Source organism: Pseudomonas sp. MT3, assembly GCF_054720805.1.
Genome location: NZ_JBTVPY010000008.1, coordinates 88248 through 107637, shown reverse-complemented (window position 1 = coordinate 107637; position 19390 = coordinate 88248). Strand labels below are relative to the sequence as shown.

General features: G+C 64.4%; 15 protein-coding genes. 12 read left to right on the top strand and 3 right to left on the bottom strand.

The features are described 5' to 3' along the window. Positions 1-89 precede the first annotated feature (89 nt). From ACYCAX_RS10365 to ACYCAX_RS10335, 7 genes are all read left to right on the top strand, one after another. Positions 90-1901 (top strand): sensor histidine kinase, encoded by a 1812-nt coding sequence (locus ACYCAX_RS10365; RefSeq protein WP_460247933.1) that lies wholly within the window; start codon positions 90-92, stop codon positions 1899-1901. Beyond that, on the top strand, positions 1898-3292 hold the full coding sequence (dctD, locus tag ACYCAX_RS10360; RefSeq protein ID WP_460247932.1) for a two-component system response regulator DctD: 1395 nt from the start codon (positions 1898-1900) through the stop codon (positions 3290-3292). Before ACYCAX_RS10365 ends, dctD begins: the two co-directional genes overlap by 4 nt. Before the next feature lie 573 nt (positions 3293-3865). Beyond that, positions 3866-5314 carry an arginine-ornithine antiporter gene (gene arcD / locus ACYCAX_RS10355; RefSeq protein WP_015479377.1) on the top strand — a complete coding sequence of 483 codons (1449 nt, stop codon included), beginning with the start codon at positions 3866-3868 and terminating at the stop codon, positions 5312-5314. Between the two features lie 16 nt (positions 5315-5330). Then, a complete protein-coding gene (arcA, locus tag ACYCAX_RS10350) occupies positions 5331-6587 on the top strand; it encodes an arginine deiminase (RefSeq protein WP_015479378.1) in 1257 nt (418 codons plus the stop codon). A gap of 113 nt (positions 6588-6700) precedes the next feature. After that, positions 6701-7711 (top strand): ornithine carbamoyltransferase, encoded by a 1011-nt coding sequence (locus tag ACYCAX_RS10345; RefSeq protein WP_015479379.1) that lies wholly within the window; start codon positions 6701-6703, stop codon positions 7709-7711. Positions 7712-7780: 69 nt separating this feature from the next. Beyond that, entirely contained in the window at positions 7781-8713 is a 933-nt protein-coding gene (arcC, locus tag ACYCAX_RS10340) for a carbamate kinase (protein ID WP_015479380.1), read from the top strand. A gap of 261 nt (positions 8714-8974) precedes the next feature. Next, the gene (locus tag ACYCAX_RS10335; RefSeq protein ID WP_460247931.1) at positions 8975-10873 is read left to right on the top strand and encodes a beta-ketoacyl synthase; all 1899 of its coding nucleotides are present in this window, start codon (positions 8975-8977) and stop codon (positions 10871-10873) included. Between the two features lie 163 nt (positions 10874-11036). Here ACYCAX_RS10335 and ACYCAX_RS10330 read toward each other — a convergent pair whose 3' ends face one another. Then, on the bottom strand, positions 11037-11861 hold the full coding sequence (locus ACYCAX_RS10330) for an HDOD domain-containing protein (protein ID WP_086009629.1): 825 nt from the start codon (positions 11859-11861) through the stop codon (positions 11037-11039). 192 nt (positions 11862-12053) lie between these two features. On the opposite strand from ACYCAX_RS10330, the gene ACYCAX_RS10325 reads away from it, so the two are divergent. Together ACYCAX_RS10325 and ACYCAX_RS10320 are read left to right on the top strand one after the other, a co-directional pair. Beyond that, the gene (locus tag ACYCAX_RS10325) at positions 12054-12593 is read left to right on the top strand and encodes a type 1 glutamine amidotransferase domain-containing protein (protein WP_015479383.1); all 540 of its coding nucleotides are present in this window, start codon (positions 12054-12056) and stop codon (positions 12591-12593) included. An 89-nt stretch (positions 12594-12682) separates the two neighbouring features. Continuing rightward, positions 12683-13879, top strand: coding sequence for a class I SAM-dependent rRNA methyltransferase (locus tag ACYCAX_RS10320; RefSeq protein ID WP_294981267.1), 1197 nt, complete (start codon positions 12683-12685; stop codon positions 13877-13879). Positions 13880-13933: 54 nt separating this feature from the next. On the opposite strand, the gene ACYCAX_RS10315 is transcribed toward ACYCAX_RS10320, so the two are convergent. Beyond that, entirely contained in the window at positions 13934-14248 is a 315-nt protein-coding gene (locus ACYCAX_RS10315; protein ID WP_294981265.1) for a hypothetical protein, read from the bottom strand. A 376-nt stretch (positions 14249-14624) separates the two neighbouring features. On the opposite strand from ACYCAX_RS10315, the gene ilvD reads away from it, so the two are divergent. After that, entirely contained in the window at positions 14625-16463 is a 1839-nt protein-coding gene (gene ilvD / locus ACYCAX_RS10310; RefSeq protein WP_460247930.1) for a dihydroxy-acid dehydratase, read from the top strand. 196 nt (positions 16464-16659) lie between these two features. On the opposite strand, the gene ACYCAX_RS10305 is transcribed toward ilvD, so the two are convergent. Beyond that, positions 16660-17298 (bottom strand): pilin, encoded by a 639-nt coding sequence (locus ACYCAX_RS10305; protein WP_330217869.1) that lies wholly within the window; start codon positions 17296-17298, stop codon positions 16660-16662. 103 nt (positions 17299-17401) lie between these two features. On the opposite strand from ACYCAX_RS10305, the gene ACYCAX_RS10300 reads away from it, so the two are divergent. Both ACYCAX_RS10300 and ACYCAX_RS10295 read left to right on the top strand, forming a co-directional pair. After that, positions 17402-18793: a uracil-xanthine permease family protein gene (locus tag ACYCAX_RS10300; protein ID WP_460247929.1), complete on the top strand. Its 1392-nt coding sequence runs from the start codon at positions 17402-17404 to the stop codon at positions 18791-18793. 50 nt (positions 18794-18843) lie between these two features. Beyond that, positions 18844-19311, top strand: a complete 468-nt coding sequence (locus ACYCAX_RS10295) for a metallophosphoesterase family protein (RefSeq protein WP_460247928.1) — start codon at positions 18844-18846, stop codon at positions 19309-19311. The last annotated feature ends 79 nt before the right edge of the window (positions 19312-19390 follow it).

Here is a 19390-nt window from a genome sequence, read left to right as displayed (position 1 = left end):
GAAGGTGGCTCGGCCAAGCGAGCCGGTCCGCATGATGCAGCCCGCCGGCCTTGATCGGTGTAGCATCCACAGCGAACACGCCCCATACGATGTATGCCGACTTGAACCATCAGCTCACACGCTGGCGCTCGCTGGCCCTTCTCGCCTTACTGCTGGCACCGCTGCTCTGGCCCCTCCACCACTTCGCCGAGCGTTACTACAGCGAACAACTGGCCGAGCAGAACCAGCAGACCCTCGACCTGTACGTCGCCAACCTGCTCGGCACCCTGCGCCGTTACGAGGACCTGCCGCCGATCCTCGGCGAGCTGCCAACGCTTCGCGCCGCGCTGCAGGCGCCTGATAGCGTCACCGCACAGAACGCCGCCAACTCCGAACTGCAACGCATCCGCGGGCGCACCGGGGCGGACGTCATTTACCTGATACAGGCGGACGGCATGACTCACGCCGCCTCCAACTGGGATCAGCCGGACAGTTTTGTCGGCCGCAACTTCGCCTTTCGTCCCTACTACAAGGAGGCGACTCAAGGTCAGCAAGGGCGCTTCTTCGGCCTGGGCACCACCTCCAAGCGACGCGGTTACTACTTCGCCAGCGACGTGCGCGAAGGCGGAAAGCTGCTGGGCGTGCTGGTGGTAAAGGTCGACCTCGAACACATGGAGCAGCTCTGGGGCAACACGCCGGAGCAATTGCTGGTCATGGACTCCAACGGCGTGGTCATCCTGTCTTCCAGCGACGCCTGGCGTTTCCATACCGCGAAGGAGCTATCGCCTGCCAAGCAGCGCGAAATCGCCGAGAACATTCCTTATCCGGTGCTCCATCCGGCACCGTTGAAGATCAACCAGCGCCGCTGGATCAGCCAGAGTCGCCTTCTGCCGGAAACCGGCTGGACAGTGAGCATCTATACCCCCCGCACCCAGGTGGACGGCCCGGTGCGCAGCGTCGTGCTGATCGGCGCGGCCACCCTCGTCGCGCTGCTCCTGCTGCTGTCGCTGCTGACCATCAGCCGCCGCCACTACCTGGAGCGCATCGAGCTGGAAGAACAGGCCAAGCACGAACTGGAGCTGCGCGTACAGGAACGCACCCAGGAACTGGAAGACGCCAACACCCGCTTGCAGGAAGAGGTCAGCAACCGCGAACAGGCGCAACGCGAGCTGATGCACGCCCAGGATGAAGTCGTACAGGCCGGCAAGCTGACCGCCCTGGGCACCATGTCCGCCAGCATCAGCCACGAGCTCAACCAGCCGCTGGCGGCGATCCGCAGCTATGCCGACAACGCCCGCGTGCTGCTCGACCATGAACGCTACGACGATGCACGCGGCAACCTGCAGCAGATCGGCGAACTGACCGGGCGCATGGCCTCGATCATCGGCCATCTCAAGGCCTATGCCCGTGGTGCACGGCGCGCGCCGGAGAACGTCGCGCTGCAACCGGCGATCAACGACGCCCTGGCGCTGGTCGCGCCGCGCCGGCAAGCGATGAACGTCGAGCTACTGCGCGATCTGCCAGATGCGGCGATCTGGGTACAGGCCGGCGAGACCCGACTACGACAGGTTCTATCCAACCTGCTCTCCAACGCCCTCGACGCGCTCACCGAAAAGGCACCGCCGCGGCGCATCTGGCTGACTGCCGAGCAGACGCCGGAGCGCATCATCCTGTCGCTGCGCGACAACGGCCCCGGTTTCTCCGAGCAGGCGCTGGCCCACGCTCGCGAACCCTTCTTTACCACCAAGACCAGTGCCAAGGGCCTCGGCCTCGGCCTGGCCATCTGCGACACCTTGTTACGTACTCTCGGTGGGCATCTGGAATTGGGCAATCACCCCGAAGGCGGCGCTCTCGTACAATTGCACCTGTTGCCGGGCATTCCCGGCGTGACTTCGACGCCGCAAGAGGAAACCCGCGCATGAGTTCGACAGCGCCCTTCGACTCCACCACCCAGGTGCTGTTGATCGACGACGATCCCCACCTGCGCCAGGCGCTGTGCCAGACCCTCGACCTGGCCGGCTTCAAGGTCGTCGCCCTGGCCGATGCGCGCCAGCTCGATACGCAGCAGGCACGGGACTGGCCCGGCGTGATCGTCAGCGATATCCGCATGCCCGGCATCGACGGCCTGCAGTTGTTGGAGCAGTTGCACGCGCAGGACGCCGAGCTGCCGGTGATCCTGGTCACCGGCCACGGCGACGTCCCGCTGGCGGTCAAGGCCATGCGCTCGGGCGCCTACGACTTCCTGGAAAAACCTTTCCCCAGCGATGCATTGCTCGACAGCGTGCGCCGCGCCCTCGATGTGCGCCGGCTGGTGCTGGAGAACCGCAGCCTGCGCCTGGCGCTGTCCGAACAGAAGGAATTGCGCGGCCGCCTGGTTGGCCAGTCAGCACCGATGCAGCGCTTGCAGCAGCAGGTCGCCTCGCTGGCGGCGATCCAGGCCGACGTGCTCATCCTCGGCGAAACCGGTTCGGGCAAGGAAGTGGTTGCCCGTGCCCTGCACGACCTGTCGAGCCGGCGCGACGGTCCCTTCGTTGCCATCAATGCCGGCGCGCTGGCCGAGTCGGTGGTGGAAAGCGAGCTGTTCGGCCATGAGCAAGGCGCCTTCACCGGCGCGCAGAAACGGCGCATCGGCAAGTTCGAATACGCCAACGGCGGCACCTTGTTCCTCGATGAGATCGAAAGCATGAGCCTGGACGTGCAGGTCAAGCTGCTGCGCCTGCTGCAGGAACGCACCGTCGAGCGCCTGGGCTCCAACCAGCTCATTGCGCTGGACATCCGCATCATCGCGGCGACCAAGGAGGACCTGCGCCTGGCCTCCGACGAGGGCCGTTTCCGCGCCGACCTTTATTACCGCCTGAACGTCGCCAGCCTGCGCATCCCGCCGCTGCGCGAGCGGGGCGACGACATCCTCCTGCTGTTCCAGCACTTCGCCGAACGCGGAGCGCAACGACATGGCCTGACAGCGCGCGCCCTGGACTCCGCACAACGCGCACAACTGCTCGCCCACGGCTGGCCGGGCAACGTACGGGAGTTGCAGAACGCCGCGGAGCGTTACGCACTGGGGCTGGACCTGGGGCTGGACGAAGGCGGCGCCCAAGGAGCGCCAGCCATCGCCGACGGGGGGCTGAACGAACAGGTGGAAGCCTTCGAGCGCTCGCTGATCGCCGCCGAGATGAGCCGCCCGCACAACTCGCTGCGCAGCCTTGCCGAAGCCCTGGGCGTGCCGCGCAAGACCCTGCACGACAAGCTGCGCAAACACGGGCTGCTGTTCTCCGGCAGTGGCGGAAATTCCGCCGACGATGGCGACAACTGAGCAAGAATCCGCCTATCTGGTTAACCACTTCATCACGCAGAGCCCGGAAGCCGGGGCTACGGCGTGCTGGCACAGCCCTTGCTCTTCATTTATCCAGTGCGCGTTGCGCATTGCTTCGTGCCGCACCCGCTTGCGGCACGCCCTCCGGGCCACGAACCCGGCGGTGTCCTTCAGGCTTCTTGCCATCTCGCGCCTGCGATTCGACAGGCGCATCGCCGGGTGCAGTGATCCTGCCCCGGCCAATTTTCCCTCCTCGCAGCTTCGTTCAGGACTTTCCTACATAACGGTCTTGCGCCTCCCTGTATCTGCGAATCAAGCGCAACGGCGCGTCCTGCGCGGGCCTGCGAATTCGACTGCCATGCTGCGGTCATGAAACCACGCTCAAATCTTCACGAAATCCCCTCTAAATCGGGCGCTAATGCAAAACCTCTCCTATGGTTTATGCGGGGTGGGCAGAGCAGGAAGTACTGCCCAATACATTGGATAGCAAGCTATTGACCTGAATCAGGAGTGCACCGCCAAGACGGGCGCTAAATAGCCTCACTCTCCAACTTCCTATAGGGAGATTCTTAAATGTCGCAAGAAAGCAGCCAAAAATTGAAACTCGGCGCGCTGACGGCCCTGGTGGTTGGTTCCATGATCGGCGGGGGCATTTTCTCCCTTCCGCAAAACATGGCCGCCAGTGCGGACGTCGGCGCTATCCTCATCGGCTGGGCCATCACCGCGGTCGGGATGCTGACCCTGGCATTCGTCTTCCAGACCCTCGCCAACCGCAAACCTGAACTCGACGGCGGCGTGTACGCCTACGCCAAGGCCGGCTTCGGCGACTACATGGGCTTCTCCTCGGCCTGGGGTTACTGGATCAGCGCCTGGCTCGGCAACGTCGGTTACTTCATGTTGCTGTTCAGCACCCTGGGCTACTTCTTCCCGATCTTCGGCAAGGGCGACACGCTGGCCGCGATCATCGGCGCTTCGGTGCTGCTGTGGGCCCTGCACTTCCTGGTACTGCGCGGGATCAAGGAAGCGGCGTTCATCAACACCGTCACGACCGTCGCCAAGATCGTGCCGCTGTTCCTCTTCATCCTGATCTGCGTGTTCGCCTTCAAACTGGACATCTTCACCGCCGACATCTGGGGCTCGAGCAATCCGGAGCTGGGCAGCGTGATGAACCAGGTGCGCAACATGATGCTGGTCACCGTCTGGGTGTTCATCGGCATCGAAGGCGCGAGCATCTTCTCCTCCCGTGCGGAAAAGCGTTCGGACGTCGGTAAGGCCACGGTCATCGGCTTCATCACCGTGCTGCTCCTGCTGGTACTGGTGAACGTACTGTCGATGGGCGTAATGACCCAGCCGGAACTGGCCAAGCTGCAGAACCCGTCGATGGCGCTGGTACTGGAGCACATCGTCGGTCACTGGGGTGCCGTCCTGATCAGCGTCGGTCTGCTGATCTCCCTGCTGGGTGCCCTGCTCTCCTGGGTCCTGCTCTGCGCCGAGATCATGTTCGCCGCGGCCAAGGACCACACCATGCCCGAGTTCCTGCGCCGCGAGAACGCCAACCAGGTACCGGCCAACGCCCTGTGGCTGACCAACATCTGCGTACAGGTCTTCTTGGTCATCGTGTTCTTCACCTCGGGCAGTTCCGACGGGATGGACCCGTACACCCGGATGCTGCTGCTGGCCACCTCGATGATCCTGGTGCCGTACTTCTGGTCCGCCGCCTACGCACTGCTGCTGACCGTGAAGGGCGAGACCTACGACAAGGACCCGGGCGATCGCGGCAAGGACCTGATCATCGCCGCCATCTCGGTCATCTACGCCATCTGGCTGATCTATGCCGGTGGCCTGAAATACCTGCTGCTGTCGGCGCTGCTGTATGCGCCGGGGGTCATCCTCTTCGCTATCGCGAAACGTGAAGTGGGCCAACCCATCTTCACCAATGTCGAGAAGCTGATTTTCGCGATCGTTGCAATCGGATTCCTGATCGCAGCTTACGGCCTCTACGACGGCTTCCTCTCTCTGTAACTCCTGGAGACATCTCATGAGCACGGAAAAAACCAAACTTGGCGTTCATTCTGAAGCTGGCAAACTGCGCAAAGTGATGGTCTGCTCGCCTGGACTCGCCCACCAACGCCTGACCCCGAGCAACTGCGACGAGTTGCTGTTCGACGACGTAATCTGGGTGAACCAGGCCAAGCGCGACCATTTCGACTTCGTCACCAAGATGCGTGAGCGCGGTATCGACGTCCTGGAAATGCACAATCTGCTGACCGAGACCGTCCAGAATCCCGAGGCCCTGAAGTGGATCCTCGACCGCAAGATCACCAACGACAGCGTCGGCCTGGGCCTGACCCAGGAGCTGCGTAGCTGGCTGGAAGGCCTGGAGCCGCGCAAGCTGGCCGAGTTCCTCATCGGTGGCGTGGCCTCTGACGATATCCCTGACAGCGAAGGCGCCAAGGCGCTGAAGATGTACCGCGACTACCTGGGCCACTCCAGCTTCCTGCTGCCGCCGCTGCCCAACACCCAGTTCACCCGCGACACCACCTGCTGGATCTACGGCGGCGTGACCCTGAACCCGATGTACTGGCCGGCGCGACGTCAGGAAACCCTGCTGGCCACCGCCATCTACAAGTTCCACCCGGAATTCACCAACGCCGAATTCGAAATCTGGTACGGCGATCCGGACAAGGACCACGGCATGTCCACCCTGGAAGGTGGCGACGTGATGCCAATCGGCAACGGCGTCGTCCTGATCGGCATGGGTGAACGCAGCTCCCGCCAAGCCATCGGCCAGGTTGCCCAGGCACTGTTCGCCAAGGGCGCGGCCGAGAAAGTCATCGTTGCCGGCCTGCCCAAGTCCCGCGCCGCGATGCACCTGGACACCGTCTTCACCTTCTGCGACCGCGACCTGGTCACCGTCTTCCCGGAAGTGGTGAAGGAGATCGTTCCCTTCGTCCTGCGTCCGGACGAGAAGAGCCCCTACGGCCTCAACGTCCAGCGCGAAGACAAGGACTTCCTCACCGTCGTCGCCGAATCGCTGGGCCTGAAGAAACTGCGCGTCGTGGAAACCGGCGGCAACAGCTTCGCCGCCGAGCGCGAGCAGTGGGACGACGGCAACAACGTGGTCTGCCTGGAGCCGGGCGTGGTGGTCGGTTATGACCGCAACACCTACACCAATACCCTGCTGCGCAAGGCTGGCGTGGAAGTGGTCACCATCAGCGCCGGCGAACTGGGCCGGGGCCGTGGCGGCGGTCACTGCATGACCTGCCCGATCATCCGCGACCCGATCGACTACTGATTACCCAACAGAGCGCACATACCTCACACGGCGGCCCGAACAGGGCCGCCTGCCTTGCCAACCACAAACGGCACTGACGAGGCAGAGACTTCCATCCCACAAGGAGAACGATCATGGCTTTCAACATGCACAACCGTAACCTGCTCAGCCTGATGCACCACAGCACCCGCGAGCTGCGTTATCTCCTGGATCTGTCCCGCGACCTCAAGCGCGCCAAGTACACCGGTACCGAGCAGCAACACCTCAAAGGCAACAACATTGCGCTGATCTTCGAGAAAACCTCGACCCGCACCCGTTGCGCCTTCGAAGTGGCCGCCTATGACCAGGGCGCCAACGTCACCTACATCGACCCGAACTCCTCGCAGATCGGCCACAAGGAGTCCATGAAGGACACCGCCCGCGTACTCGGCCGCATGTACGACGCCATCGAGTACCGTGGCTTCAAGCAGGAAATCGTCGAGGAACTGGCCAAGTTCGCCGGCGTCCCGGTGTTCAATGGCCTGACCGATGAATACCACCCGACCCAGATGCTGGCTGACGTGCTGACCATGCGCGAGCACAGCGACAAGCCGCTGCACGACATCGCCTACGCCTACCTGGGCGACGCCCGCAACAACATGGGTAACTCCCTGCTGCTGATCGGCGCCAAGCTCGGCATGGACGTGCGCATCGCCGCTCCCAAGGAACTCTGGCCGACCGACGAACACGTCGCCGCCTGCAAGAAGTTCGCCGAAGAAAGCGGCGCGAAGATCACCATCACCGAAGACCCGAAAGTCGCGGTCAAGGGCGTGGACTTCATCCACACCGACGTCTGGGTATCGATGGGTGAGCCGGTCGAAGCCTGGGGCGAGCGCATCAAGGAACTGCTGCCCTACCAGGTCAACATGGACATGATGAAGGCCGCCGGCAACCCGCGCGTGAAGTTCATGCACTGCCTGCCCGCCTTCCACAACAGCGAAACCAAGGTCGGCAAGCAGATCGCCGAACAGTACCCGAACCTGAAGAACGGCATCGAAGTCACCGATGACGTCTTCGAGTCCCCGTACAACATCGCCTTCGAGCAAGCGGAAAACCGCATGCACACCATCAAGGCGATCCTCGTTTCGACCCTCGCCGACATGTAATGCCGGACAGCCCCGGACCGCGACGACGTCGCCGGTCCGGGCGCTCCCACTCTTTCGGAGGAAATGAATATGCGTATCGTCGTCGCATTGGGCGGCAATGCCCTGCTGCGTCGTGGCGAGCCCATGACTGCCGACAACCAGCGCACCAACGTACGGATCGCTGCCGAACAGATCGCCAAGGTTGCCCCGGGCAACGAGCTGGTGATCGCCCACGGCAACGGTCCGCAGGTCGGCCTGCTGGCCCTGCAGGGCGCGGCCTATGAGAAAGTCAGCCCGTACCCACTGGACGTTCTCGGCGCCGAGACCGAAGGCATGATCGGCTATATGATCGAACAGGAAATGGGCAACCTGCTGCCGTTCGAAGTACCGTTCGCCACCATCCTCACCCAGGTCGAAGTCGACGCCAAGGACCCGGCCTTCCAGAACCCGACCAAGCCGATCGGCCCGGTCTACTCCAAGGAAGAGGCCGAAGCCCTCGCCAAGGAAAAAGGCTGGAGCATCGCACCTGATGGCGACAAGTTCCGCCGCGTGGTCGCCAGCCCCCGTCCGAAGCGCATCTTCGAGATCCGCCCGGTCAAGTGGCTGCTGGACAAGGGCACCATCGTCATCTGCGCGGGCGGCGGCGGCATCCCGACCATGTATGACGAAGCCGGCAAGAAGCTCTCCGGTGTCGAAGCGGTCATCGACAAGGACCTCTGCTCCTCGCTGCTGGCCCAGGAGCTGTCGGCTGACATCCTGATCATCGCCACAGACGTGGACGCGGCCTACATCGACTGGGGCAAACCGACCCAGAAGGCCATCGCCCAGGCCCACCCGGACGAACTGGAACGCCTGGGCTTCGCCGCCGGCTCCATGGGGCCGAAGGTCATGGCCGCCATCGAGTTCGCCCGCAACACCGGCAAGGACGCGGTGATCGGCTCGCTGGAAAACATCGTCGCCATCACCGAAGGCAAGTCCGGCACCCGCGTCAGCACCAAAAAGGCTGGCATCGAGTACCGCTGAGCACTACCCGCGACACCCCGGGAGCCCATCGTGGCTCCCGGCTCCCCCCTCCTTCAGCAGTCTCCGCTCGATCCATACGGAAATTCGTCGTCTTCTTCCGCCAAATCCTGGCATTGGCGTGACTCGGCGGTCATCATCCTCGTCAGCTAAAGCATTCGAATCACTCTAGCCACCGCCTGGCTTTGTGCCACCGGGCCGCCCCGCCTTGGGCAACCGCCGCCCGGCCGTACAAGATGGACTTGCTGAAGGAGTTTCCGAGAGATGTCTCGACTACCGGTCATCGTTGGTTTTGGTGGGTATAACGCTGCGGGTCGCAGCTCGTTCCATCATGGGTTCCGCCGCACCGTCCTCGAATCCATGGAGAGCGCCGCCCGCCAGGAAACCCTCGCCGGCCTCGCGGTGATGATGAAGCTGGTCAAGGTCGTCGACGGCCAGTACCAGGACGCCGACGGCGACAGCCTCGACCTCGCCGCCATCGAGCAGCGCTTCGAGCAGCAGATCCGCCAGTCCACCCTGATCCGTCGCATCGAGCTGCAATACCTCGACGTCGACGCCGCGCACTGCCACAAGAGCCTGACCGTCAGCGCCGCCAGCGGCCCGGTGACCTTCACCAGTCTGCGCAAGCAACTGCCCGAGCCGCTGCCGGCCAACTGGTCGGTGGAAGAACTCGAAGGCGGCGAGGTGCGCGTCACCCTGCACGACAGTTGCGAGTTCAAGGTCGACAGCTACCGCGCGCTGCCGGTGAAGTCCGCCGGCCAGTTGCCCACCGGCTTCGAACCCGGCGAGCTGTACAACTCGCGCTTCCACCCGCGCGGCCTGCAGATGTCCGTGGTCGCCGCCACCGACGCGGTGCGCTCCACCGGCATCGACTGGCAGACCATCTGCGACAAGGTGCAGCCCGACGAGATCGCCGTGTTCTCCAGCAGCATCATGAGCCAGCTGGACGAGAACGGCTTCGGCGGCCTGCTGCAGTCGCGCCTGCGCGGCCACCGCGTGTCGGCCAAGCAACTGCCACTGGGCTTCAACAGCATGCCCACCGACTTCATCAACGCCTACGTGCTGGGCAGCGTCGGCATGACCGGCAGCGTCACCGGCGCCTGCGCCACCTTCCTCTACAACCTGCAGAAGGGCATCGACGTCATCACCAGCGGCCAGGCCCGCGTGGCCATCATCGGCAACGCCGAAGCGCCGATCACCTCCGAGATCATCGAGGGCTACGCCGCCATGGGCGCGCTGGCCACCGAGGAGGGCCTGCGCCACATCGAAGGCCGCGACGACGTCGATTTCCGCCGCGCCAGCCGCCCGTTCGGCGAGAACTGCGGCTTCACCCTGGCCGAATCCGCCCAGTACGTGGTGCTGATGGACGACGCCCTGGCCCTGGAACTGGGCGCCGAGATCCACGGCTCGGTGCCGGACGTGTTCATCAACGCCGACGGCTTCAAGAAGTCCATCTCCGCCCCCGGCCCCGGCAACTACCTGACGATGGCCAAGGCCGTGGCCGCCGCCACGCAGATCGTCGGCGAAAAGAGCGTGCGCCAGCACAGCTTCGTCCACGCCCACGGCTCCAGCACCCCGGCCAACCGCGTCACCGAGTCGGAAATCCTCGATCGCGTCGCCACCGCCTTCGGCATCAGCGACTGGCCGATCACCGCGGTGAAGGCCTTCGTCGGCCACTCCCTGGCCACCGCCAGCGCCGACCAGATGATCTCCGCCCTGGGCACCTTCCGCTACGGCGTGATCCCGGGCATCAAGACCGTCGAAACCTTCGCCGACGACGTCTTCAGGGACCACATCGCCCTGTCCAGCAGCGACGTGCGCCGCGACGACCTGGAAGTCTGCTTCATCAACTCCAAGGGTTTCGGCGGCAACAACGCCACCGGTGTGCTGCTGTCCCCCGCCGTGACCGAGAAGATGCTGCGCAAGCGCCACGGCGATGCCGCCTTCGCCGACTACCAGGCCCGCCGCGAAGCCACCCGCAGCGCCGCCCGGCAGTACGATGAAGCCGCCAGCCAGGGGCGTTTCGACATCATCTACAACTTCGGCAACGACATGATCAACGAGAAGGCCATCGAGATCAGCGACAAGGGCGTACAGGTGCCGGGCTTCAACCAGGCCATCGCCTACAAGAAGGACGAGCGCTTCAGCGACATGCTCGACTGATCGCCGCCGCTCCACGAAAAAGCCGGGCATCTGCCCGGCTTTTTCATGCCCGAACGCAGTGCTTTTTTGTAGGAGCGAGCTTGCTCGCGAACCGCTCAACGCCTTACCCGCCGGGAAACTCGTTCGCGAGCAAGCTCGCTCCTACGAAGAGCCTACGCGGCGGTCAGTAGGTGCCCTGCCCCACACCCAGTTCGAGAATGCTGCTCTTGAGGTTCTCGAAGTCGTACTCGCTCAGCCCGACGTAATCCAGCACCCTGGCGCGGATGCTCTCCCACTCGTGGTCTTCCGGCTGGTTGCCCAGCACGCGGTGCGAGCCGCAGATGTGCTCGGCCATCTTGAGGATCGCCAGCAGGTTCTTCAGCTGCGTGTCGCGGGCACTGTCGTCGCTGAAGATCGACAACGCGTTGTGATGATTGGCGATGGCCTCGCAGACATGCTCCGGCAGGCGCCAGGAGCGCGCGGTGAAGTAGCCGACCACGGCATGGTTGGTGTTCAGCACGCGGTTCTCGGTGTCCACCACCCGGCGCTCGTCACTGGCGCTGGCATAAGCCTCCTCCAGCACCGCCATGTAGTGCGGGAAGCGCTTGAGCATCAGCGGAATGCCGCAGTTGTGGAACAACCCCAGCGCGTAGGCCTCGTCCACCGACTCGTAGCCGATGCGTTTGGCCAGGGTCAGGCAGCTCATCGCCACGTCCTGCGCGGTATCCCAGAAACGGTTGAGGGTGACGATGGTGTCGTCGCTCATCTCGCCCTTGATCGACTGCGCATTGATCAGGTTGATCACCGAGCGGCTGCCCAACAGGTTCACCGCCCGCTGGATCGAGGTGATGCGGTTGGCCAGGCCGAAGAACGGCGAGTTCACCAGCTTAAGCAGCGCGCCGGACAGCCCCGGGTCCTGGCTGATCAGCTTGGCGATCGCCTTCAGGTCCGGGTTGGGCATGAACTGCTCCATCTGCAGATCAACCATGATCTGCGGCTGCGGCGGCACGCTGATGCCCTGCAGGGCCTGACGGATCTGTTCGGCGGAGAGTTCCTGGGACATGGGCGGGCAGGTTGAAAGTTGACGGGGCGCACAGTTTACCCAGAGCGCAACGTTCTGGAACCGGCGTTTTAGACTGAACTTTCATCGGCGGCAGTGTCGGAACCTTTACACCCAAAAGGACGAAACGGGAGATTCGCCATGAGCCAGACACTCAACGGCAAGACTGTCGCCATCCTGGTCACCGACGGCTTCGAGCAGGTGGAACTGACCGGCCCGCGCGGCGCCCTGGAACAGGCCGGGGCCAAGGTACGCATTCTTTCCGACAACGCCGACAAGGTCCGTGGCTGGAACCATGACCGGCCCGCCGACAGTTTCAAGGTGGACGGTACCTTCGAGACGGCCCGCATCGACGAGTATGACGCCGTGCTGCTGCCCGGCGGCGTGATCAATTCCGACCAGATCCGCAGCCTGCCCAAGGCCCAGGAACTGGTGCGACGCGCCGACCACGCCGGCAAGCCCATCGCGGTGATCTGCCACGGCGCCTGGCTGCTGGTCTCCGCCGGCCTGGTGAAGGACCGTACCCTGACCAGCTGGAACTCCCTCAAGGACGACATCAGCAACGCCGGCGGCCATTGGGTGGACCGCCCCGTGGTCAAGGACGGCCACCTCATCAGCAGCCGCAAGCCAGACGACATCCCAGCCTTCAGCAAGCAGTTGATCGAAGCCCTCGCCGCCTGACCCCGAAGTCGACCAAAAGCGCACGCGCCCCGCTCCGGCGGCGCGTGCCGCTACGGTATAATCGCGCTCTTTTGCCGGAGCCTTTCCCCATGACCCTGCCCAGCCTGCGTCTGAAAGCCAACGCCGAGCGCCGCCTGCGCGCCGGCCACCTGTGGGTCTACAGCAACGAGGTGGACGTCGCCGCCACCCCGCTGAACGGTTTCGGCGCCGGCGAACAGGCCATCCTCGAAATGGCCAACGGCAAACCGCTGGGCATCGTCGCGATGAGTCCGAACAACCTCATCTGCGCCCGCCTGATTTCCCGCGATACCAAGCACGTCCTCGACAAATCCCTGCTGGTTCACCGCCTGAACGTCGCCCTCAGCCTGCGCGAGCGCCTGTTCGACAAACCCTTCTACCGCCTGGTCTACGGCGACTCCGACCTGCTGCCGGGCCTGGTCGTGGACCGTTTCGGCGACGTGCTGGTGGTGCAGCTCGCCTCGGCGACGATGGAAAAGCACCGCGACGACGTGCTCGCCGCCCTGCTGCAGGTGCTCAAACCCAGCGCCGTGCTGTGGAAGAACGACTCCAGCGCCCGCGATGCCGAAGGCCTGGAGCGCTACGTGGCCAACGCCTACGGCGAAGTCCCGGAATGGGTCGCGCTGGAAGAGAACGGCGTGAAGTTCGAAGCCCCGGTGCTGGCCGGCCAGAAGACCGGCTGGTTCTACGACCACCGCATGAACCGCGCCCGCCTGCAGCCCTATGTGCAGGGCAAGCGCGTGCTCGACCTGTTCAGCTACATCGGCGGCTGGGGCATCCAGGCCGCGGCCTTCGGCGCCAGCGACGTGATGTGCGTCGATGCCTCCGGCTTCGCCCTCGATGGCGTGGAGCGCAATGCCGCGCTGAACGGCGTGGCGGACAAGGTCGCCTGCGTCGAAGGCGACGTGTTCGAAGCCCTGCGCGAGCTGAAGGCCGCCGACGAGCGCTTCGACGTGATCGTTGCCGACCCGCCCGCCTTCATCAAGCGCAAGAAGGACCTGAAGAACGGCGAGGCCGCCTACCGCCGCCTCAACGAACAGGCCATGCGCCTGCTGTCCAAGGACGGCATCCTGGTCAGCGCCTCCTGCTCCATGCACCTGCCCGAGGACGACCTGCAGAACATCCTGCTGGGCAGCGCCCGCCACCTGGACCGCAATATCCAACTGCTCGAACGCGGCGGCCAGGGTCCGGACCACCCGGTGCACCTGGCGATCCCGGAAACCCGCTACATCAAGAGCCTGACCGTGCGCCTGCTGCCCAACGGCTAAGGCATCACGGCAGGTCAGAAAACGGGGCGTTTCCGCAAGGGAGCGCCCCGTTTTTCATTTCACCGGCATCAGCGAATCCGCCTCGCTGATCACCGCCTTGCCGGTCTTGCGCTCGAACAGGCACAGCTCGCGGCCCTGCTTGCCCTGCATGTGTTTTTGGGGATAGCGCCCACCGATCATCAGTGCCGTATAGCCCACACTGTCGTCGAACAGCACCGGCGAACCCAGCACCTCCTTGTTCTGCAGATGACTCAGCGCCAGGCAGGCTTCGCGCTGCTGCTTGTCCTGCGCCTGCCAGGCCTCATCGGACGAAGCCTGCACAGCGCCGACGAAAAGCACGGCGAGCAGGGCGATGCGGGTAACCTTCATGGGGTTGCTCCTTCAACGAATGGGACGGGAAAGCGCCACTGGCCATTCAGACCACGCCAGCGCGGCGAAAGTCTATGCCCCGTACCGACCGCCAGCCTTTCCCTGGCGGCAAGGCCCGGCGTAGAATCCGGGCATTCCTGCCATTTATCCCCCGGCGGGCCTGTGAGCCCCGGCCGAGCAGGCGGTGACCCCGCCACGCCCCGCGCCAACCTCGCCCATGCAAGGCCATCTGCTGTTTGCATCCGGTGCGTACCGCGCTCACGATACGAAATCAGAGTCCGCTCAAGGTCTCGCCGGCCAGCCCTACCCGCTGCACGCCGCCGCACTTAAAGACCCGGATCGACTCCCACCGTGACCTGATGCGCAGGAACCTGTCATGCCCGATTACCGCTCGAAAACCTCCACCCACGGCCGAAACATGGCTGGCGCCCGCGCCCTCTGGCGCGCCACCGGGATGAAGGACGAAGACTTCAAGAAGCCGATCATCGCCATCGCCAACTCCTTCACCCAGTTCGTGCCTGGCCATGTGCACCTGAAGGACCTCGGCCAACTGGTCGCCCGCGAGATCGAGAAAGCCGGCGGCGTGGCCAAGGAGTTCAACACCATCGCGGTGGACGACGGCATCGCTATGGGTCATGACGGCATGCTCTATTCCCTGCCGTCGCGCGAGATCATCGCCGACTCCGTGGAGTACATGGTCAACGCCCACTGCGCCGACGCCATCGTCTGCATCTCCAACTGCGACAAGATCACCCCCGGCATGCTGATGGCCGCCCTGCGCCTGAACATCCCGGTGGTGTTCGTCTCCGGCGGCCCGATGGAGGCCGGCAAGACCAAGCTGGCGAGCCACGGCCTGGACCTGGTGGACGCCATGGTGGTCGCCGCCGACGACTCCTGCTCCGACGAGAAGGTCGCCGAGTACGAGCGCAGCGCCTGCCCGACCTGCGGTTCCTGCTCCGGCATGTTCACCGCCAACTCGATGAACTGCCTGACCGAGGCCCTGGGCCTGTCCCTGCCGGGCAACGGTTCGACCCTGGCCACCCACGCCGACCGCGAGCAGTTGTTCCTGCGCGCCGGCCGCCTGGCGGTGGAGCTGTGCCAGCGCTACTACGGCGAAGGCGACGACAGCGTGCTGCCGCGCAGCATCGCCAACGTCAAGGCGTTCGAGAACGCCATGACCCTCGACATCGCGATGGGCGGCTCGACCAACACCATCCTGCACCTGCTCGCCGCCGCCCAGGAGGCGGAGATCGCCTTCGACCTGCGCGACATCGATCGCCTGTCGCGCAAGGTGCCGCAGCTGTGCAAGGTCGCACCGAACATCCAGAAGTACCATATGGAAGACGTGCACCGCGCCGGTGGCATCTTCTCCATCCTCGGCGAACTGGCCCGCGGCGGCCTGCTGCACACCGACGTGGGCACCGTGCACAGCCCGAGCATGCGTGAGGCCATCGCCGAGTGGGACATCACCCAGACGACCGACGAGAAGGTCCACACCTTCTTCAAGGCCGGCCCCGCCGGCATCCCGAGCCAGGTCGCGTTCAGCCAGAACACCCGTTGGCCGAGCCTGGACGATGACCGCGCCGAAGGCTGCATCCGCAGCGTCGAGCACGCCTACTCCCAGGAAGGCGGCCTGGCCGTGCTGTACGGCAACATCGCCCTCGACGGCTGCGTGGTGAAGACCGCCGGCGTGGACGAATCCATCCACGTGTTCGAAGGCCGCGCGAAGATCTTCGAAAGCCAGGACAGCGCCGTAAAGGGCATCCTCGCCGACGAAGTGAAGCCGGGCGACATCGTGATCATCCGCTACGAAGGCCCGAAAGGCGGCCCGGGCATGCAGGAAATGCTCTATCCGACCAGCTACCTGAAGTCCAAGGGCCTGGGCAAGGATTGCGCCCTGCTCACCGACGGCCGCTTCTCCGGCGGCACCTCGGGCCTGTCCATCGGCCACGCCTCGCCGGAAGCCGCCGCCGGCGGCGCCATCGGCCTGGTGCAGGACGGCGACAAGGTGCTGATCGACATCCCCAACCGCAGCATCAACCTGCTGGTGAGCGATGAGGAACTGGCCACCCGCCGCGCCGAGCAGGACAAGAAGGGCTGGAAACCGGCCCAGCCGCGCGCGCGCAAGGTGAGCACCGCGCTGAAGGCCTACGCCCTGCTGGCCACCAGCGCCGACAAGGGCGCAGTGCGCAACAAGGCGCTGCTGGACGGCTGAGCCTGGCAGTGACACTGAAAAGCCCGGCGAATGCCGGGCTTCTTGTTTCGGTCTGCGATGCTTTTCGTAGGAGCGAGCTTGCTCGCGAACAGAGCCCACCGGTGACGCCGAGGCTGATCGGGTTAGCGAGCAAGCTCGCTCCTACAGGTTCATGCGACCCCGCTACCTGATGACTGGTTGCGGATCTCGTTAAACCTTACGAGTCACCTTTCGCAGCCTTCGGACAATCACCATACCCCGGCTTCATGCCACGCTCCGCGTTGCAGATCGAACCTTTTTCTTCCCAGGTGATATTGCCGGTCTTGCTGTCCTTCGCAGGCGTCAACTTGATAGTCAGGGCATTGCCTTCCGCGTCGGTCGCCGCGGTATTCGCTTCGATGACACCACTGGCAACCGAATAGCCACCCGTGACGTTCGACGTTTCCGCGAAGGCTTCGGGAATCCCGAAGTCGCCTGTCTTGCATTCACTCAATTTCGCCGCCTCCGCGATACAGAGGCTGACTGCCGTCTTCACTCCGGACAACTCGGTCTTGGCCGCCGCCGCTCGCGCGCGCGATGAATAGTTCGAATACAAGGGAAGGGAAACCGAAGCCAGGATGCCGATGATCGCCACGACGATCATCAGTTCGATCAGGGTAAAACCACGTTGCACGTTCTTCATCATCAAATCCTTTTGTAGCGTTGATGGAAATCCGCCGCCGGTGAGCCGGGCCGGACTCGCTCCATTCAAGTCGCCGCAAAAGACCGCCGCATTCAGACAAATCCGCGCAAGATGCTGAAATTTCTCCCTTTTCTGAAACACTGAAAGACGCAGCCGCAGCCCTTTAGTGCCCATCTGAACGAAATCCTCCTTCCCGTTCGTCCTCCCTTGTCTCATGGCACTGTGCGATCCCGGTCCAGGCCAGTAAAATCGCGCTCTTTTTTCCCGGACCGCCCCCATGAGTTCCTTCGAAAACCCGTCCGCCGCCCAGTCCCAGCCCGATCTGGTCTACGGCCTGGAAGACCGCCCGTCCCTGCCGATCGCGTGGCTCGCCGCGCTGCAGCACCTGCTGGCGATCATCGTGCCCATCGTCACCCCCGGCCTGCTGATCTGCCAGGCGCTGGGCGTATCGCCGCGCGACACCAACCTGATCGTGTCGATGTCTCTGGTGATTTCCGGCATCGCCACCTTCGTCCAGTGCAAGCGCTTCGGGCCGTTCGGCGCGGGCCTCTTGATCGTCCAGGGCACCAGCTTCAACTTCGTCGGCCCGCTGATCGCCGGCGGTGCGCTGATGGTGAAGAACGGCACGCCGGTGGAAGCGGTGATGGCGGCGATCTTCGGCGTGGTCATGGCCGGCTCCTTCGTCGAGATGGGCGTGTCGCGCATCCTGCCCTTCGTGAAGCGCCTGATCACCCCGCTGGTCACCGGCATCGTGGTGCTGATGATCGGCCTCACGCTGATCAAGGTCGGTCTGATCAGCATGGGCGGCGGCTTCTCGGCGATGGGCAACGGCACCTTCGCCAACGGCGAAAACCTGATGCTGTCGGGCCTGGTGCTGGCGATCATCGTCATCCTCAACCGCATCCCGGTGGTATGGATGCGCAGCGGCGCGATCGTCATCGCCCTGGCCGTGGGCTACGCGCTGGCCGGCTACCTGGGCCGCCTGGACTTCACCGGCATGCACGAGGCGCCGGCCTTCCAGGTTCCGGTACCGCTGCACTTCGGCCTGGGCTTCTCCTGGAGCCTGTTCATCCCGATGCTGGTGATCTACCTGGTCACCTCGCTGGAAGCCATCGGCGACATCACCGCCACCAGCAAGATCTCCCGCCAGCCGGTTGAAGGCCCGCTGTGGATGCAGCGCATCAAGGCTGGCGTGCTGGTGAACGGTGCCAACTCGCTGCTGGCCGGCCTGTTCAACACCTTCCCCAGCTCGGTGTTCGCGCAGAATAACGGTGTGATCCAGCTGACCGGCGTCGCCAGCCGCCATGTCGGCCTGTGGATCGCCGCGATGCTCATCGTGCTGGGCCTGTTCCCCAGCGTCGCCGGGGTGATCCAGGCCGTGCCGGAGCCGGTGCTGGGCGGCGCCGCGATGGTGATGTTCGGCGCGGTCGCCGCCTCGGGCATCAACATTCTCGCCGGCATCCACCTGGACCGCCGCGCGCTGCTGATCATCGCCGTCAGCCTGGCCCTGGGCCTGGGCGTATCGCAGGTGCCGGAGTTCCTCGCGCACATGCCCCATGCGCTGCGCAACGTGCTGGAGTCCGGCGTCGCCACCGGCGGCATCTGCGCCCTGCTGCTCAACTGGTTCCTGCCCGAGCTCGACGCCGCCAAGGTCTCGCACAACGGCTGATCCAGCCACGACGCCACCTTCGGGTGGCGTCGTCGTTTATGCTCCCTGGCATGACCTCTTCCCTGCGCATCGGCGTCATCGCCGACACCCACGGCCTGCTGCGCCCCGAAGCGCTGGCGGCGCTGCAAGGCTGCGCGCGCATCCTGCACCTGGGCGACATCGGCCCCGAATCACTCCTCGATCAACTCCGCGAACTGGCGCCGCTGGACGTGGTGCGTGGCAACAACGACACCGAGGACTGGGCTGACGCACTGCCGGAAACCCTGCGGCTGGAACTGGGCGGGCTGCGGCTTTACCTGATCCATGACCTCAAGCAGTTGGCCATCGATCCAGTAACCGAGGACATCGACGTGGTGCTGGCGGGGCATTCGCACAAGCCGCTGAACGAGGTGCGCGATGGCGTGCTGTACCTGAATCCGGGCAGCGCCGGGCCGCGACGGTTCAAGTTGCCGATTGCGTTGGCGATCCTGACCTTGAGCGAGGAAAAGGCCGAGGTGAAGATGGTTTCGCTCGTCTAAGAGCGTTCGCGAGCAAGCTCGCTCCTACAGCGTGGGCGCAGCTCTTCGTAGGAGCGAGCTTGCTCGCGAACCGCCGCCA

Excerpts from the sequence above, each read along its gene's own strand:
- ACYCAX_RS10365 (WP_460247933.1), top strand. The coding sequence starts at position 90 with ATGTATGCCGACTTGAACCATCAGCTCACACGCTGGCGCTCGCTGGCC.
- dctD (WP_460247932.1), top strand. The coding sequence starts at position 1,898 with ATGAGTTCGACAGCGCCCTTCGACTCCACCACCCAGGTGCTGTTGATC.
- arcD (WP_015479377.1), top strand. The coding sequence starts at position 3,866 with ATGTCGCAAGAAAGCAGCCAAAAATTGAAACTCGGCGCGCTGACGGCC.
- arcA (WP_015479378.1), top strand. The coding sequence starts at position 5,331 with ATGAGCACGGAAAAAACCAAACTTGGCGTTCATTCTGAAGCTGGCAAA.
- ACYCAX_RS10345 (WP_015479379.1), top strand. The coding sequence starts at position 6,701 with ATGGCTTTCAACATGCACAACCGTAACCTGCTCAGCCTGATGCACCAC.
- arcC (WP_015479380.1), top strand. The coding sequence starts at position 7,781 with ATGCGTATCGTCGTCGCATTGGGCGGCAATGCCCTGCTGCGTCGTGGC.
- ACYCAX_RS10335 (WP_460247931.1), top strand. The coding sequence starts at position 8,975 with ATGTCTCGACTACCGGTCATCGTTGGTTTTGGTGGGTATAACGCTGCG.
- ACYCAX_RS10325 (WP_015479383.1), top strand. The coding sequence starts at position 12,054 with ATGAGCCAGACACTCAACGGCAAGACTGTCGCCATCCTGGTCACCGAC.
- ACYCAX_RS10320 (WP_294981267.1), top strand. The coding sequence starts at position 12,683 with ATGACCCTGCCCAGCCTGCGTCTGAAAGCCAACGCCGAGCGCCGCCTG.
- ACYCAX_RS10315 (WP_294981265.1), bottom strand. The coding sequence starts at position 14,248 with ATGAAGGTTACCCGCATCGCCCTGCTCGCCGTGCTTTTCGTCGGCGCT.
- ilvD (WP_460247930.1), top strand. The coding sequence starts at position 14,625 with ATGCCCGATTACCGCTCGAAAACCTCCACCCACGGCCGAAACATGGCT.
- ACYCAX_RS10305 (WP_330217869.1), bottom strand. The coding sequence starts at position 17,298 with ATGGGCACTAAAGGGCTGCGGCTGCGTCTTTCAGTGTTTCAGAAAAGG.
- ACYCAX_RS10300 (WP_460247929.1), top strand. The coding sequence starts at position 17,402 with ATGAGTTCCTTCGAAAACCCGTCCGCCGCCCAGTCCCAGCCCGATCTG.
- ACYCAX_RS10295 (WP_460247928.1), top strand. The coding sequence starts at position 18,844 with ATGACCTCTTCCCTGCGCATCGGCGTCATCGCCGACACCCACGGCCTG.